Source organism: Microbacterium sp. KHB019 (assembly GCF_037285405.1).
Taxonomy (GTDB): Bacteria; Actinomycetota; Actinomycetes; order Actinomycetales; family Microbacteriaceae; genus Microbacterium.
This window is the reverse complement of sequence record NZ_JBBDHF010000002.1, coordinates 746237-760734: the sequence shown is the minus strand read 5'-3', so window position 1 is coordinate 760734 and position 14498 is coordinate 746237. Positions and strand designations below refer to the sequence as shown.

Annotated in this window: 14 protein-coding genes; 3 read left to right on the top strand and 11 right to left on the bottom strand. The window is 68.1% G+C overall.

Annotation, left to right across the window (positions count from 1 at the left end):
* Positions 1–97 precede the first annotated feature (97 nt).
* Complete coding sequence (gene dnaB, locus KHB019_RS10050; RefSeq protein WP_337458853.1) at positions 98–1489, bottom strand: replicative DNA helicase; 1392 nt, start codon at positions 1487–1489, stop codon at positions 98–100.
* Between the two features lie 527 nt (positions 1490–2016).
* Here dnaB and KHB019_RS10045 point away from each other — a divergent pair.
* Positions 2017–3066 carry a hypothetical protein gene (locus tag KHB019_RS10045; RefSeq protein ID WP_337458852.1) on the top strand — a complete coding sequence of 350 codons (1050 nt, stop codon included), beginning with the start codon at positions 2017–2019 and terminating at the stop codon, positions 3064–3066.
* A 90-nt stretch (positions 3067–3156) separates the two neighbouring features.
* Entirely contained in the window at positions 3157–4662 is a 1506-nt protein-coding gene (locus tag KHB019_RS10040; RefSeq protein WP_337458851.1) for a chaplin family protein, read from the top strand.
* A gap of 109 nt (positions 4663–4771) precedes the next feature.
* Here the strand turns inward: KHB019_RS10040 and rplI are convergent, their stop codons facing one another.
* The 5 genes from rplI to KHB019_RS10015 form a co-directional block, all read right to left on the bottom strand.
* Positions 4772–5224, bottom strand: a complete 453-nt coding sequence (gene rplI, locus KHB019_RS10035) for a 50S ribosomal protein L9 (RefSeq protein ID WP_230102372.1) — start codon at positions 5222–5224, stop codon at positions 4772–4774.
* Positions 5225–5235: 11 nt separating this feature from the next.
* A complete protein-coding gene (gene rpsR, locus KHB019_RS10030) occupies positions 5236–5490 on the bottom strand; it encodes a 30S ribosomal protein S18 (protein WP_071641238.1) in 255 nt (84 codons plus the stop codon).
* Between the two features lie 47 nt (positions 5491–5537).
* Positions 5538–6044: a single-stranded DNA-binding protein gene (locus KHB019_RS10025; protein ID WP_147038990.1), complete on the bottom strand. Its 507-nt coding sequence runs from the start codon at positions 6042–6044 to the stop codon at positions 5538–5540.
* A 5-nt stretch (positions 6045–6049) separates the two neighbouring features.
* The gene (gene rpsF, locus KHB019_RS10020) at positions 6050–6418 is read right to left on the bottom strand and encodes a 30S ribosomal protein S6 (RefSeq protein WP_147038991.1); all 369 of its coding nucleotides are present in this window, start codon (positions 6416–6418) and stop codon (positions 6050–6052) included.
* Positions 6419–6538: 120 nt separating this feature from the next.
* Entirely contained in the window at positions 6539–7501 is a 963-nt protein-coding gene (locus KHB019_RS10015) for a cation diffusion facilitator family transporter (RefSeq protein WP_230102371.1), read from the bottom strand.
* Between the two features lie 45 nt (positions 7502–7546).
* Here KHB019_RS10015 and KHB019_RS10010 point away from each other — a divergent pair, with 45 nt between their 5' ends.
* Complete coding sequence (locus KHB019_RS10010) at positions 7547–8407, top strand: hypothetical protein (RefSeq protein ID WP_337458850.1); 861 nt, start codon at positions 7547–7549, stop codon at positions 8405–8407.
* 112 nt (positions 8408–8519) lie between these two features.
* Here the strand turns inward: KHB019_RS10010 and KHB019_RS10005 are convergent, their stop codons facing one another.
* From KHB019_RS10005 to KHB019_RS09985, 5 genes are all read right to left on the bottom strand, one after another.
* Positions 8520–9893: a DUF6716 putative glycosyltransferase gene (locus tag KHB019_RS10005; RefSeq protein ID WP_337458849.1), complete on the bottom strand. Its 1374-nt coding sequence runs from the start codon at positions 9891–9893 to the stop codon at positions 8520–8522.
* Positions 9894–9933: 40 nt separating this feature from the next.
* On the bottom strand, positions 9934–10806 hold the full coding sequence (locus KHB019_RS10000; RefSeq protein ID WP_230102368.1) for an N-acetylneuraminate synthase family protein: 873 nt from the start codon (positions 10804–10806) through the stop codon (positions 9934–9936).
* An 86-nt stretch (positions 10807–10892) separates the two neighbouring features.
* Positions 10893–12077 (bottom strand): acylneuraminate cytidylyltransferase, encoded by a 1185-nt coding sequence (locus KHB019_RS09995; RefSeq protein WP_230102367.1) that lies wholly within the window; start codon positions 12075–12077, stop codon positions 10893–10895.
* Positions 12074–13468: a polysialyltransferase family glycosyltransferase gene (locus tag KHB019_RS09990; protein ID WP_337458848.1), complete on the bottom strand. Its 1395-nt coding sequence runs from the start codon at positions 13466–13468 to the stop codon at positions 12074–12076. The genes KHB019_RS09995 and KHB019_RS09990 overlap by 4 nt, the downstream gene beginning before the upstream one ends.
* Positions 13465–14445 carry a glycosyltransferase family 2 protein gene (locus KHB019_RS09985; RefSeq protein ID WP_230102365.1) on the bottom strand — a complete coding sequence of 327 codons (981 nt, stop codon included), beginning with the start codon at positions 14443–14445 and terminating at the stop codon, positions 13465–13467. The genes KHB019_RS09990 and KHB019_RS09985 overlap by 4 nt, the downstream gene beginning before the upstream one ends.
* Positions 14446–14498 lie beyond the last annotated feature (53 nt).

Sequence of the window (14498 nt, the reverse complement as noted above, 5' to 3'; positions counted from 1 at the left end):
AACCGCAGCGTCGAACGCACTCACACGCGGGACCGCCCGAGCTCCGAAATGTCCAGATGGACAAGTCGTGGACATTTCATCTGCGAAATGGACATTTCTAACTAATCCCTACACCACCGCCGCCGAAGTCGCCGGGCGCCATATCCGCGAAGCGCGAGTAGTGGCCCTGGAACGCCACGTTGATCGTCGCGGTCGGGCCGTTACGGTGCTTGGCGACGATAAGGTCGGCCTCGCCGGGACGCACGTCCTTGTCGTAGACGGAGTCGCGGTGCAACAGGATCACCATGTCGGCATCCTGCTCGATAGAGCCCGACTCGCGAAGATCGCTGATCTGCGGCTTCTTGTCCTGACGAGCCTCTGAACCACGGTTCAACTGCGACAGCGCGATGACCGGAACCTGCAGCTCCTTGGCCAGCAGCTTGAGCGCACGAGAGAACTCCGAGACCTCCTGCTGACGCGACTCGACGCGCTTGCCGCTCGTCATCAGCTGCAGGTAGTCGATCACGACCATCTTGAGGCCCGCGCGCTGCTTGAGCCGGCGGCACTTCGCGCGGATCTCGACGAGCGTCATGTTCGGGCTGTCGTCGATGTACAGCGGCGCGTCATTGATGCGGCCACGCGTCGAAGCGACCGTCGTCCAGTCGCGCGGGTCGAGCGTTCCCTTGCGCATGTGCTGCAGCGGAATGGCGCCCTCTGCACTGAGCAGACGCATCGCGATCTCGCTCTTGCCCATCTCGAGCGAGAAGAAGATCGCGGGCTGGTTGTGTCCGATCGCCGCGGCGCGAGCGAAATCGAGAGCCAGCGTTGATTTGCCCATGGCCGGCCTTGCGGCGACGACGATCATCTGACCACCGTGCAGGCCGTTGGTGAGCTCGTCCAACTCTTTGAACCCGGTGGGAACACCGGTCATCGAGCCATCGCGTCCGCTCGCTGCCTCGATCTCCTCGACCGCGGCATCCACGGCGACGGTGAGCGGGACGTAGTCCTCGGCGGTCTCGGTGCCGGTGACCGAGTAGATCTCGGCCTGCGCGTTGTTGACGATGTCCGTCGCGTCGCCCTGGCCGTCGTAGCCGAGTTGCACGATGCGCGTGCCGGCATCGACGAGGCGGCGGAGGATCGAGCGCTCCGACACGATACTCGCGTAGTACCCCGCGTTCGCCGCCGTGGGGACGATCGAGGTCAGGGTGTGAAGGTAGTCGGCGCCACCTGCACGGCCGAGTTCGCCGGTCTTGATCAGTTCGTCGGTGACGGCGACGACGTCCGTCGGCTCGCCGTGCGAATACAGCGACAGGATCGCCTCGAAGATGAGCTCGTGCTTGGGGATGTAGAAGTCGGCGCCCTTGAGCGTCTCGATCACGTCGGCCACGGCGTCCTTCGACAGGAGCATGCCGCCGAGGGCACTCTGTTCTGCGAGGAGGTCGTGCGGCGGGGTGCGTTCTGGCTTGCGCTGCCCTCCGAGTCGCTCCTCCGAGATGTCGGCTATCGACACGGGGCTCCCTTCGGTGCGGCTGGCTGGTGTTACGGCAAGGGATGCTGCGTTCCCCGGCCAGGCGACCACGGAGTGTTCCGCGGCCACTGCGAGCGAACCACACACCACCGACATCTCGTCGCTCGTCCACGCTAAGAGCGGAGTTTTCCCCATGCAACACGGCCTGTGGATAACTCTGTGGAGAGGGTGCGAACAACTTCGGAGTGTCTGTGCAGAACGGGTGTGGATAACCCTGTGGCGCGCTTTCATGTTGGACTTTTATTTGTGCCCTTACCTGCGATTTCCCTTTTCCCCACCCTGTGGATGGCAACCTGCTTAAATCAGTGATTGAAGGTTTCCCCTGCCGCTGCGGGGTGTGTACAACTTGGGGAGAAGTCAAGAGGGAATTTTCTCGGGCGCGTCCGACCCCTGTACACCCCCTGATGGCGTCCATCAAGGCCCCTGGACAAGCCTCGAAACCATGGGTATGGTCTCGACAAACACGCGCGGCATGCTGGCGCGACGTTTCCTCAGAGGGGGAGGTGAACGTGAACTCAACAGCAACGCGTCGGCTCTCGACCGGTATCGGCTGGGGCGCGTTCATCGTGCTCGCCTGGGCCGCGCTCACGCTTCTCGTCTCCAGTGGTACTGCGCACGCCGATGAGGATGCGGACGGACCTCTGGACGGCGTGACCTCGCTCATCGGCTCGACTGTCGGCGCCGGTTCTGGCCTCGTCTCCGACGTCGTCAAGGAGACGGTCCCCACCGTCGTCGAGAAGGTGGCACCCGTCGTCACGAAGACGGTTCCGGCAGTCGCCGCCCCCGCGACGAACACGGTCGCCGCGACAGTCCAGGCGATTCCCGTCGTCCGCGACGTGGTCCCGCCGATCGTCACCCCGGTCGCGCAAGCAACCACCGAGACCGTCGCGGAGGTCACGACCCCGCTGACGGATGCCCTCCAGGACTCCCCCGTCGCTCAGCTCACCGACCCCGTGCTCGAAGTCGTCTCCGACGTGCCCATCGTCGGGCATCTGGTCGATGACCTCGCCCTCCCGGATGCTGTCACCGACATCGCCGGCTCGGTGGATGCCACGACAGCAGCGCTCGGCAGCACCGTAGAAGATGCAGTGCCTCCGGTTCTGGATGCCGTCGAGGCAGTCGTTCCTCCCGCTCCTTCAACACCGGGAGCGGATACGGGCACGGACGTCGTCGTGGAATCGCCGGTTGTGAACCTGCCGCCGCGCGCGGATGCCGTGACGGACGGGTCGAGAGTCACAGCATCCACCGCCGTGCTCGTCTCATCGTCCGCCTTCGTCGAGCGGTACGCGACACCGGCCTTCGAACAGGCGACGTCCACGGCCGAGCCTGACGCCACCGGTGTGCCCGTCCGACCGACCGGCCCCGCTCACGCACCCCCGGGGATCACCAGCGGTCCATCGTCCTCCTCCTCCGGCTCGCCCGGAGGGTCAGTGGGTGATGCCGCTCGCCTGAGCGACGCATCCGCCGACGCGCTGCACGCCTGGCACCGTGCCCTCGGCGACGTCGACGACGATCTGCCGTGTTCACCGGTCGCCGAGACCGACGCTTCTCCTGACTGATCAGGGTCCGGTCATCCCTCGCGGGTGACAGATGATCGGCGCGCACCCGCGCGCTGTTCCGGATCCATTTCAGTCAGGAGTTGAATCAACATGCGAACCTTCGTGAAGCGCGCCCTCTGGGGCGTCGCGATCGCCGGCGGGATCACCCTGCTCGGCGCAACTGCGGCCAACGCGGCCGAAACCGATGGAGAGGACAGCATCCTCTCCGGAACCCAGGCGCTCATCCCCGTCTCGGTACCCGTCGATGTCACAGGCAACGCGATCTCCTTGCTCGGGACCTCCACAGCGGATGCTCCGGCGCCCGCTGCAGCCCAGCCGGCCCCGGCGCCAGCCGCGTCGACGCCAACGGCTCAGACCAGCGGCGCTGACGGCACAGCATCCGGCACCCAGGCGGTGGTCACCGTCGATGTTCCGGTGACGATCGACAACACCGCGGTGAGCGTGCTCGGCACATCCAGTGCTGACGCCCCCGCCGCACCGGCGAGCAACGAACCGGCGGCGCCCGCGACCCCGTCCGTGACGACGTCCGGCACCGACTCGCTGCTCAGCGGAACGCAGGCGCTGCTCGACGTGAACGTGCCGGTGACCGTGACGGGCAACGCGGTCTCCGTCCTCGGCGAGAGCGATGTGGCGGCGGCGAGCGAGTCGCCGGCACCGGTCTCCACGACCCCTGTCACCTCGGATGCCGCAACTGATGGAACCGACGGTGTCGCGAGCGGCACACAGGCGATGGCTCCGGTCACCGCACCGGTGAACGCCACGGGCAACGCGGTCTCCGTCCTCGGAGAGAGCACCGCGACCGACAACGGTGCGACCGCCGCGCCGACCACACCGAGCACCGGAACCTCGGCCATGCCGAACACCGGAGGCATGGACGGCGTCGCGAGCGGCACGCAGGCCGTGGCCCCGGTCACCGCACCGGTGAACGCAACCGGGAACGCGATCTCCGTCCTCGGAGAAAGCACCGCAACCGACAACGGTGCGACCGCACCGGCCGGCGAAGCGAGCGGCACGGCGCCGGCCACTGACGGAACCGACGGCGTCGCAAGCGGCACGCAGATCGCAGCTCCGGTCACCGCACCGGTCACAGTGACCGGCAACGCCATCTCTGCGCTGGGCTCCAGTGCGGCGACAGGTATGACGGCTCCGATGACCGGCGGCACCGGCGGCGGTGACGGCATGCTCACCGGCGGTGCGGACTCGATCCTCGGTGGATCGCAGGTGGCACTGCCGATCTCGATTCCGATCACGATCGGCGGCAACGCCGTGGGTGTGATCGGCGACTCGACGGTCGACGTGCCAGCGGTCGACCCGGGAACGGATCCGGGCACCGACCCCGGAACAGACCCCGGAACAAACCCGGGAACCGATCCTGGAACCGAACCCGGCACAGACCCCGGCACTGATCCCGGAATGACTCCGGGCGCGAACCCCGGCACCGCCCCCGCCCCCAGCGGGCAGGGTGGCAATCTCGCAACAGCAGACGGCGACATGCTCGCCATGACTGGTTCGGACCTCCCGGTCCTCCCGGCCCTGCTCGCCGCGATGATGCTGCTCATCGGAGCCGGACTGCTGCGACGTCACGTCATCGGCTGATCCCCATCAGCGGATGACGATCGTCCGTCCCCAGCGGACGCACGTCGCACACCAAAAGACGGATGCCCCGGGGTCCGAAGACCTCGGGGCATCCGTCGAGCCGTGCTGCTTACTTGGCGGCGACGACCTGAAGGGTGATGACGGCGACGACGTCCTCGTGCAGACGCACGGTGGCCTCGTGGTCACCCGTCGACTTGATCGGCGCGGTGATGGTCACCTTGCGCTTGTCGATCGTGCCCAGGCCTGCGGCCTCGACAGCGTCGGCGACGTGCTCGGTCTTGACCGAGCCGAACAGGCGTCCACCGTTGCCGGCCTTGACCGTCAGGCGGACCTTCTGGCCCTCGATCTTGTCCTTGAGTGCCACAGCCTCGTCGCGGTCGTGGATCGCGCGTGCCTTGCGGGCGGCCTGGATCGACTCGACCTGCTTGGCGCCACCACGGGTCCACGCAGTCGCGTAGCCCTGGGGGATGAGGTAGTTACGGGCGTACCCGTTCTTGACCTCGACAACGTCACCGGCGCTTCCGAGCCCGGCAACTTCGTTCGTGAGAATCAGCTTTGCCATTTCCGTACCCCTTAGCGGCCAGCGCCGGCGTAGGGCAGGAGAGCCATCTCGCGTGCGTTCTTGATCGCCTTGGCGATCAGACGCTGCTCCTGCACCGAGACTCCGGTGATACGACGGGCGCGGATCTTTCCACGCTCCGAGATGAACTTGCGAAGGGTCGCGACGTCCTTGTAGTCAATGACGCCAACCCGGATCGACTTCGCGGGAGCGGTGGGCTTGCCACCCTTCCGCGGCTTGCGGCGGTCGCCGCTCGACTTTCCAGCCATGGTTTTTCCTTAGTGAATGAGCGGATGCCGTGGCATCCAGAAGTTGTTTAGAAAGGCGTGTCGTCGCCGAAGCTGCCCGGAGTGCTCCAGGCATCTGCACTGGTCGACGAGCCGGGCGTTGACCACGGCTCCTCCGACACCTGCTGCTGCTGAGCCGGACGCTGTCCGCCGCCGCCACCTGCGCCGCCGGAAGCAGCGCGCGTGACCTGAGCGGTCGCGTAACGCAGCGACGGGCCGATCTCGTCGACCTCGAGCTCGATGGCCGTGCGGTTGTTGCCCTCACGGTCCTGGTAGGAGCGCTGACGCAGGCGGCCCTGCGCGATGACGCGCATGCCCTTGGTCAGTGATCCAGCCACGTGCTCAGCGAACTCGCGCCACACGGACGCACGGAGGAACAGCGCTTCGCCGTCCTTCCACTCGTTCGCCTGACGGTCGAAGGTTCGCGGCGTCGATGCGATGGTGAAGTTCGCCACCGGCAGCCCGTTCTGCGTGTAACGCAGCTCGGGGTCGGCCGTGAGGTTTCCCACCACGGTGATGACGGTTTCGCCGGCCATGAGACTCAGGCCTTCGCAGCCTTGGCGGCCTTGCGGGCAGCCTTCTCTTCGGAACGCTTGGCCTCAGACGCGATCATCGCCTGTGCCTCTTCAGCGCGGAGGACCTTGGTGCGCATGATCTGCTCGTTCAGCTTCAGCTGACGGTCGAGCTCCTGCGTGGCCTCGCTGGTAGCGGTGAAGTTGACGACGGCGTAGATGCCCTCGTTCTTCTTCTGGATCTCGTATGCGAGCCGGCGCTTGCCCCAGACATCGACGTTGTCCACTGAACCGCCATCGTTGGTGATGACCTTCAGGAACTTGTCGAGCGTGGGAGCAACCTGGCGCTCGTCGATCTCAGGGTTCAGAATGACCATGAGTTCGTACTGGTGCGTCACTTACCCACCTCCTTCGGACTTGAACGGCTTCCGAGACTTTCTCGGAAGCAGGAGGGTGTGTGCACGTGCCAGCCCTTCGCGCCGCAGAGTGCGGTTCGGTGGGCAGACAACCACAACAGTCTACTTCAGATCCGGGCGTGTCGCGAACGGGGCTGTGGAGTCGAGCGCTGCGCCGCCGAACTCCAGCGACGGCTCGTCGTCGACCGACAGCGACAGGACGGCCGTCTCGACCACCTCGTGCGCTTCGATCTGCCGCTCGACCTCGCGCAGCCGGCGAGCGACGTCGTGCTCGCGTTCGTCGCCGGAAAGGTCGATCTCGGCGACGATGAACAGCCGGTTCGGGCCGACGTATTCGATGTGCAGGTAGGTGACGCGTTCGATCGCCGGCGCTTCCAGCAGCGCCCGCCCGACGCGCGAGCGCAGCTCGGGCGATGCGCTGGTGCCGACGATGAAAGCGAGATTCCGGCCGATGAGCAGGACGGCCACGATCGCCAGCAGGATGCCGACGAGGATCGAGCCCACCGCATCCCACACCGCCTCGCCCGTCACCTCATGCAGCGCGATGGATCCGCCGGCAAGGACCAGACCGATCAGCGCAGCGGCATCCTCGAAGAACACCGCACGCAGCGTCGTGTCGCTCGTCTGGATCACGAAGTCCCACGTCGACGATCCCCGCTCGCGCGCCAGCCGCCGCGAGCGGACGAGCGCCTGCGTGAACGACGCGCCCTCGAGGACGAATGCGATACCGAGCACGATGTACGCGATCACCGGGCTCTCGACCGGCTCATCGGAGGCCAGCTCCTGGATGCCGTGCATGATCGACACGATCGCGCCGGCGGTGAAGATGCCGAAGGCGGCGATCAGCGACCAGACGAACGCACTGCGGCCGTAGCCGAGGGGATGGCGCTCATCCTTCTTGCGGCCGCCCTGCCGGTCGGCGATGAGCAGGAAGATCTCGTTGCCGGCATCCGCCCACGAGTGCGCGGCCTCCGCGACCATGGACGCTGAGGACGTGATGATCGCCGCGACCGTCTTGGCGATCGCGACGAGGACGTTGGCGAGGAACGCGATGAGCACCGTCACGCGCCCAGGCTACGCCCGCTGGGGGCGGCGGGTACCGTGGTCGGCATGGAGTGGATCTCGGACGTCTCGGTCGGCGACTGGTTGCGTGCGCGCCTCGACGACGACTGGTCGATGCACCACTTCGTTCCGCACGGGTACGAGGCGTATGCGCGGGTGTTCCATCCTGGGTTTGTCCATCGCGCGCCGGATGCTGTCGAGCATCCCGCCACGTGGGCCGACGCGGCGGCGGCCTTCGGCACGACTCTGCATGCACAGGCATCCTGGCAGCACCTGGTCCGCACCCCCTCCGACGGCGACTGGCACTCGCGCATCGCTCCGGACGGTCGCGAGTTCGCAGCTCCTCTGGAGGGCGCACTGGATGCCAGCATCCTGAGTCGCCTCGTCGACCATCTCTCGACGCACACTACGACGCCGGACTCCTGTGTCGCGGCGGCCTGGGAAGGCTGGGGCGGGATGCTCGGGTACACGGGCACCGGGCCGTCTCAAGCATCGCTCTCGTTCAGTGACGACGAGGTTCATCAGCAGGTGCTGCGGCAGAGCTTCCGCAATCCGTTCGAGAACCCGTTTCAGCGCGCGACCTGGCAGCCCGGCGTCCTATCGGACGAGATCTCGAAGGGCGCCCGACTCGAACTGCCCGACCGCGGTCACGTGCTGTTCTCCAGTTCGTTGTCGGACTTCGCTGACCCGGAGTGGCAGAGCCGGGCGCCATGGGGCGATCAACCACTGAGCCTGTTGTGGCCCGAAGACCGCGCATGGGTGATGGTGAGCGAGATCGACTTCGACTCGACGGTCGTGGCCGGGTCTCATGAGCTGGTCCGTGCGATCTGCGCGGACCCCGCGATCGAAGCGCTGCCGATCCGCGAGAGCTCGTCGCTCCACTGGGACTCCGACGAGATCAACCGCTGAACGCTCGCGTTCCCTGTTCCTCCCAGCGAAGAAGGATTTCGCGGGTCCGGATGCTCCGGAAGCCGAGAGATCCTTCTCCCATCGGGCGCGTAGCGCCCAGCACCGCCTGGGCTCAGCGGCGGACGGGGTCCTTCTGCGGACGCGGCTCGAGCGTGTAGTCCGTCGTGATGTCTGCCCAGGTGTCCTCGCCCGCACGGCCGCGCGCACGGCGCATCCCGAGGATGCCGTCGACCAGCGGTGCTCCGATGCCGAGCGCGAGAGTGCCGGCGACCGAGCGGTCCTCCGAGCCCAGCACGCTCTTGCGGTGCCACGCCGCCCGCAGCGCACCGCCGCGTCCGGTGGGCACGACTTTCGCCGGCAGCGCCCCGCCGCGGCGGAGGGTGACGAGTTCCTGAACGCGGCTCCACCAGTCCGACTCATGCGGGGCATGGAAGTAGTTGTCGTGCATCCAATCGGCCTCGGGATGCCGGAACCGCCGCGCGACGACGTCGTCGGCGTCGCCGAGCAGACCGCTGCCCACGAACACCGTGTTCAGGAGCGACTTCTCGACCCCGAACGTGCTGAGGGCGATGACCGGGATGCCGCGCGCGATCGCCTCGACGGCCGCGGTCGAGCTGACCGTGACCAGTCCCTCGGCACGGGAGAGCGCAAGAGCCATCGGCTCGTACGAGAAGACGAGGTTCGCCGGCCGATTCGCCAGCAGCTCGGCGTAGGCATCGCGCTCGAGGTGCGTCTCGGCCTCTCCTGGCCGCGACCGAAGTTTGACGACCACGCGCCGGTTCGGTCTGGCCGCTGCCGCCCGGCGCAGGATGTCGACGAGCGCCTCGCGCTCATGGCGCTCCGCGGGGACGAGAGCCTGCGCGGCGAAGATCAGATCGGTGCCTCGGCGCTCGCGCTCGGCGACTGCAAGGCCGCCGCGCGGCATCCGCTGATCGCGATCCGACGCGCCGGAGCCGACGGCATCCACGGCTCCCGCGCGCGAACGGGAGAGAGCGCTCGCCGTTGACGCGGTGCGCGCGTACGGCAGGGTCGCGAGGGCCGTCGGAACGACGATGCCGAGCCGATCGGCCAGAGCCTCGAAGGCCCGGATCTCACGGTGCGAGTGCAGCACGAGCAGATCGGATTCGCGACGGTACTCGAGCGCACCGCGCAAGGCCGGGATCGACATCCCCGGCAGTCCGCTCACGACCACCGGTCGTTGCGGAAGACGGTCGATCACCCGTGCTATCAGCCGCACGAAGTGCCCGCGGCCGGCGAGCACGACGACATCGGGCAGGTGCCCCTGCAGCCAGCCGCGAACCTCGTCGAAGCCGAGCCTCGTGACCGATTCACCGCCGAAGCTCGTGCCGGCGAGGGCCATGTGCTCCTGCTCGCGGCTGACCGTGAGCGGCGTGCGCACGAGCAGCATGTGACGGCGGATGCCAGGCACGGCGTCCAGCAACGACGCCGACCACTTCACGAAGGAGTCGGCATCGCCGATCGCCACGACTCGAAGTTCGGAAGCGCGCGGCTCTGGGTTCATGAGCTCAGGCGCCCACCCGCCGCAGCTTCGCCATCGGCGCCTGTTCACCGGGGAAGACGCGCTTGACGCCGTCGCCGAGCGCGGTCTCGATGATGCGGATGTCGCGCACGAGGTGCTCGAGCCCGCCGGGCTCGAGCGAAGCCGCGTGGTCGGAGCCCCACATCGTGCGGTCGAGCGTGATGTGCCGTTCGACGGCGACGGCACCCAGCGCCACGGCTGCGAGCGAGATCTGCAACCCTCGCTCGTGACCGGAGTATCCGATCGGCACGCCGGCGAACCTGTCACGCAGCGTGGAGATCATGCGGATGTTCGCCTCGTCGGGCTCCATCGGATATGTCGACGTCGCGTGCATGAGGATGACGCGATCGGTGTTCAGGACGTCCATCGCGCGATCGATCTGATCCATCGTCGACATGCCCGTCGAGAGGATGATCGGCTTGCCCGTCTCGCGAAGAGCCTCGAGGAGCTCGGTGTCGGTGAGGGATGCCGAAGCCACCTTGTGCGCGACGACGTTCAGCTCTTCGAGGAACTCGACGCTCGGCACGTCCCACGGCGAGGCGAACCAGTCGAGTCCGCGCATCGTGGCGTAATCGCCGACCTCGATGTACTCGTCGCGCCCGAACTCCACGCGGCGGCGGTAGTCCAGATAACTCATCGTGCCCCACGGCGTCTCCCGCTGGACGTCGCGCATGTGCTCCGGTGTCGCGATCTCGGGCGTGCGCTTCTGGAACTTCACGGCGTTCGCGCCCGCGTTCGCCGCGACGTCGATGAGACGCTTCGCGATCTCCACGTCGCCGTTGTGGTTCAGGCCGATCTCCGCGATGACATAGGCCGGGCGGCCCCCGCCGATCACGTGTGAGCCGATGCTGACGGTCATGTCGCCTCCTGTCGTACGGCCTGAGGCCGGAAATGCCCCATCTCTCCTGGGTACGCCCCGACTTTGAACGGCGCGAGACGCGGAGGTTACCGGGGCCGGTCGGCGAGCAGAACGCGCTCGATGAGCTCGCGCACCGCCCCATCGCCGCCGCCGTGCGACAGGACGACGCGGGCGGCAGCGCGCACCTCCGGGCGGGCGTCGGCGACGGCGATCGGCCAGCCCACGATGGCCATCGCCCCGAGATCGTTGACGTCGTTGCCGAGATAGGCGATGTCGTCGAGCGCGATGCCCTGCTCGCCCGCCCACTCGGAGAGCGCTGCTGCCTTGTCGTCGATCGCCTGCAGAACGGGAACCCGCAGCTTGCGCCCTCGAGCGCCGACGACCGAGTTCGTCTCGGTCGAGATGATGAGCATCGGGATGCCGGTCCGGCGCAGCCGCGAGACGCCCATGCCGTCCGCGCGGCTGACCCGGACGAACTCGCGCCCCTCGCTGTCGACGAAGGCGGTGTCGTCGGTGTGGACGCCGTCGAAGTCCGTGACGATCGCTTTCGCAGGGATCGACTCCGGCTGGGCTGCATCGACGGACGGCTCATCGAGTGCGGCGATGGCGGATGCCACAGCGAGCTGCTGTTCGTCGTCGATCTCGATCGCGGTGCGCTCCGGTACCTCGACGATGCCGATGCGTCCGAAGAAGCGGTGCCCCGCCGCGCGGAACCCTGCCGCTGTGAAGGCGTAGAACGCTCCGGTCTCGAGGTAGTGCGGCTCGCGATCCTGCCGCCGCGGGCGGTGTTCGGCGTCGTGGTTGATCGCCTCGGCATGTCCGTGCTCGTCGCGACGCCACAGGAACCCGTAGGTCTCGAACGCGGAGAAGACGCTGTCGTATCGGTCTTCACGGATATGCGAGACCGCCTCGTCGATCCCGGCTGAGGGGATGAACGGCGAGGTCGCCTGCACGAAGACCACCGTGCCGACGGTCTCACCGTCGGCTTCGAGCGCGTCGATCGCGTGCAGCAGCGCGCTCTCGGAGGATGCCTCGTCGCCCGCGAGGCCCGCAGGGCGCTGGACGACCATCGCGCCCGCTGCGGTGCTCGCCGCGGAGATCTCGGCATCATCGGTCGTGACGACGACGAGATCGATCCTGGATGCCGCGGCCGCCGCCCGCACGGCGCGCTCGACGAGCGGCACTCCGCCGACCAGACGGAGGTTCTTGCGCGGAACGCCCTTCGACCCCCCGCGCGCGGGGATGATCGCGACCGTGAGTGCGTGCGTCATAGCCCGCGCACCGCCTTCCATGCTCGGGCTGCGCGACGACGCGCGCCATGGATCGTCAGGCGCAGCTCCTCGACGCGACCCACTCCCCCGGCCGAGCGCAGCATGCGTCGGGGCAGGCTCTCGACCGGAGCACCGGGCAGTCGCAGCTTTGCCAGCCGCGCCGGGTCGAAGTACCGGTCGCGCTCGATCTGCGGCATCGAACGAAGCAGTTCCTCGGCGCGGGGACGCAGGGATGCCGCGATCTTCGGCTGCATCGCGTAGCCGACCGCGTCGGTCAGCAGCTGCAGCCGTTCCGGCGACGCGTACGGCGAATCGGCTCTGGTCAGAGCATCCACGATCGTCGTCGGCACGCGATTGCTGTTCTCGAAGGGACTCAGACCGCGCAGCATCCGGCGCGTTCCTACCGAGGCGATCGGCCGTCCGTACAGAGCGCGGATGGTCGGCAGGGCGGTGGAGAACCCGGCGACGACCCCGACGGCATCCAATCGCTCAGCGACGATCTCGGCCGGCACCGGCCCGCGGTAGACGACGAAGTCGAGGCCATGGCTCTCCGCGCGCTCGCGCACCGCGTCGGTGAGCGCGGGCGGCGCCGACGGGTGCGGCTTGAACACGATGCGGGCGGGCTTCCACTGCAGCGCCGCGTCGATCATGTCCTGCTGCATCCCGACTTCCTCGTCGGACGAGACGAGGCCGAGGGCTGCGAGATACTGCCCGAGCACGAGCGCGGTGCCTCGTTCATCAGACGGCGTGCCGTCGGCGAGCGCGTCGAGCTCGGGGTCGGATCCCCCGGTCTCAGCGAGTGCGGTCTCCTCAAGTGCTGCGGCGAAGCGAGCGGCCGGCACCGGCGTCCGCGCGGCCCCCGATTCCCGGAACACGAGCGGTTCGACGCCGGGGACGACGTCGGCGTAGACCACGCGACCGATGCGCGCGACGACAGTACGGGGCAGCTGCACGCGGATCGGCGAATACGTCATGAGTCCGTCGCCGATGATCGTCAGGCGCGCGTTCGGGAACAGCGCCATCAACGTGCTGGCCGGCGCGACCTGCGGACTCTGCACGCACAGTTCGAGGTCGTCGTCGAGGTTCCATGCGCGCTCGAGCAGGCGGCGGAGGACCGGGAACTCGTCGGCGGGAGGTGCCCAGGAGCTCGGATGCCGCGGCTGCAGCAGCGCGTCGAGCGACTCGACCCGATCGAACCGGACGCGCAGTGAAGCCAGCCCGGCGTGGGCGTCGATGCCGACCGTCGTCTCCGGCACCCGAGCGGAGTTGAACGGCACGAGAACCCGCTCGCCGCTGCCCCACTGCCCGTCGCCCCCGAACAGCCCCTCGTCGATGGCGGCGGCCGCGGTGGTCAGGCCGTAGGCGCTGTGCAGCGCGAACAGGACGGTCACGTCGTGCGCCCCGCCTTCCGCAGCGATCGCGCCAGCACCCGGCGGCGCGATCCGTCGAGTCGCTGCAGGGCGCGCGCGGCGTCGTCGGCGGGAAGGGTCGCGAGCAGGCCCCGGATGCTGCGGCGCATGTCACGGCGGAGCCCGGCGTCCATGCGCCGCGAGCGCACCATGTGGTGCGAGCTCAGGGCCAGGACCGTCTGCACCGCTTTGGGGAGGAAGCGCTCGGCCTCGGCATCCGCCCGCACGATCTCGAGCACCTGCGCCATGGCGCGCGCGAAGTCGAGCTGGCGGCGATCGTGCACCTGGGTGAGCGAGGTCGCGACCCCGCGGCGATACAGCAGCGCCGGGGCGTCGACGACCGCGAAGCGCCGAGCCTGCAGGTGCAGCCGCCAGATCCACGGCCGGTCCTCGGCGGTGAACAGCCCGTCGGGGAAGGCGGCCAGCCCGTCGTCGATCACGCGGCGGTGGAGGATGCCGGCCCACGCGAACGGGTAGTCGACCATGGTCTTGTCGTCGGCGGGGAGGATCGCGTCGCGCGGCGAGGCGACGACGCCGCGCCACGGGTGCGGAGCCCGCACGAGAGTGCGCTCCTGGCCGGTCACCCGGACGTGGTCGGTCCGCAGGAAGTCGCAGTCCAACCCGTGCAGCTTCTCGGTGAGGACCTGCAGCCGGTGCGGCTGCATCCAGTCGTCGCCGTCGATGAAGCAGAAGGCGTCGCCCTCGACACGGGCGAGGCCCTGGTTGCGAGCCGTGGCGAGACCGCTGGGCGACGCGTTTCCGAGCACCTCGGCGTGGGCGAACCGCTCGGCGTACGCACGCATGATGTCGCCTGTCCCGTCGCTGGAGCCGTCGTCGATCGCGACGAGCTTGAGGGCAGAGGTGTCTTCGAACTGGCGCAGCAGCGTCTCGAGCGTGGTGCCGATGTACGGTGCGGCATCCTTGGCGGGGAGGATCGCGGTGACCTGTGCGCTGCGCATGGATTCGGATGCTGGCATCCGCACGTTAACGCCTGGTGACTTGCCCCACCCTC

Excerpts from the sequence above, each read along its gene's own strand:
- KHB019_RS10010 (WP_337458850.1), top strand. The coding sequence starts at position 7,547 with ATGGAGTGGATCTCGGACGTCTCGGTCGGCGACTGGTTGCGTGCGCGC.
- KHB019_RS10025 (WP_147038990.1), bottom strand. The coding sequence starts at position 6,044 with ATGGCCGGCGAAACCGTCATCACCGTGGTGGGAAACCTCACGGCCGAC.
- rpsR (WP_071641238.1), bottom strand. The coding sequence starts at position 5,490 with ATGGCTGGAAAGTCGAGCGGCGACCGCCGCAAGCCGCGGAAGGGTGGC.
- KHB019_RS09985 (WP_230102365.1), bottom strand. The coding sequence starts at position 14,445 with ATGCGCAGCGCACAGGTCACCGCGATCCTCCCCGCCAAGGATGCCGCA.
- KHB019_RS09995 (WP_230102367.1), bottom strand. The coding sequence starts at position 12,077 with ATGACGCACGCACTCACGGTCGCGATCATCCCCGCGCGCGGGGGGTCG.
- rplI (WP_230102372.1), bottom strand. The coding sequence starts at position 5,224 with ATGGCAAAGCTGATTCTCACGAACGAAGTTGCCGGGCTCGGAAGCGCC.
- KHB019_RS10000 (WP_230102368.1), bottom strand. The coding sequence starts at position 10,806 with ATGACCGTCAGCATCGGCTCACACGTGATCGGCGGGGGCCGCCCGGCC.
- KHB019_RS10040 (WP_337458851.1), top strand. The coding sequence starts at position 3,157 with ATGCGAACCTTCGTGAAGCGCGCCCTCTGGGGCGTCGCGATCGCCGGC.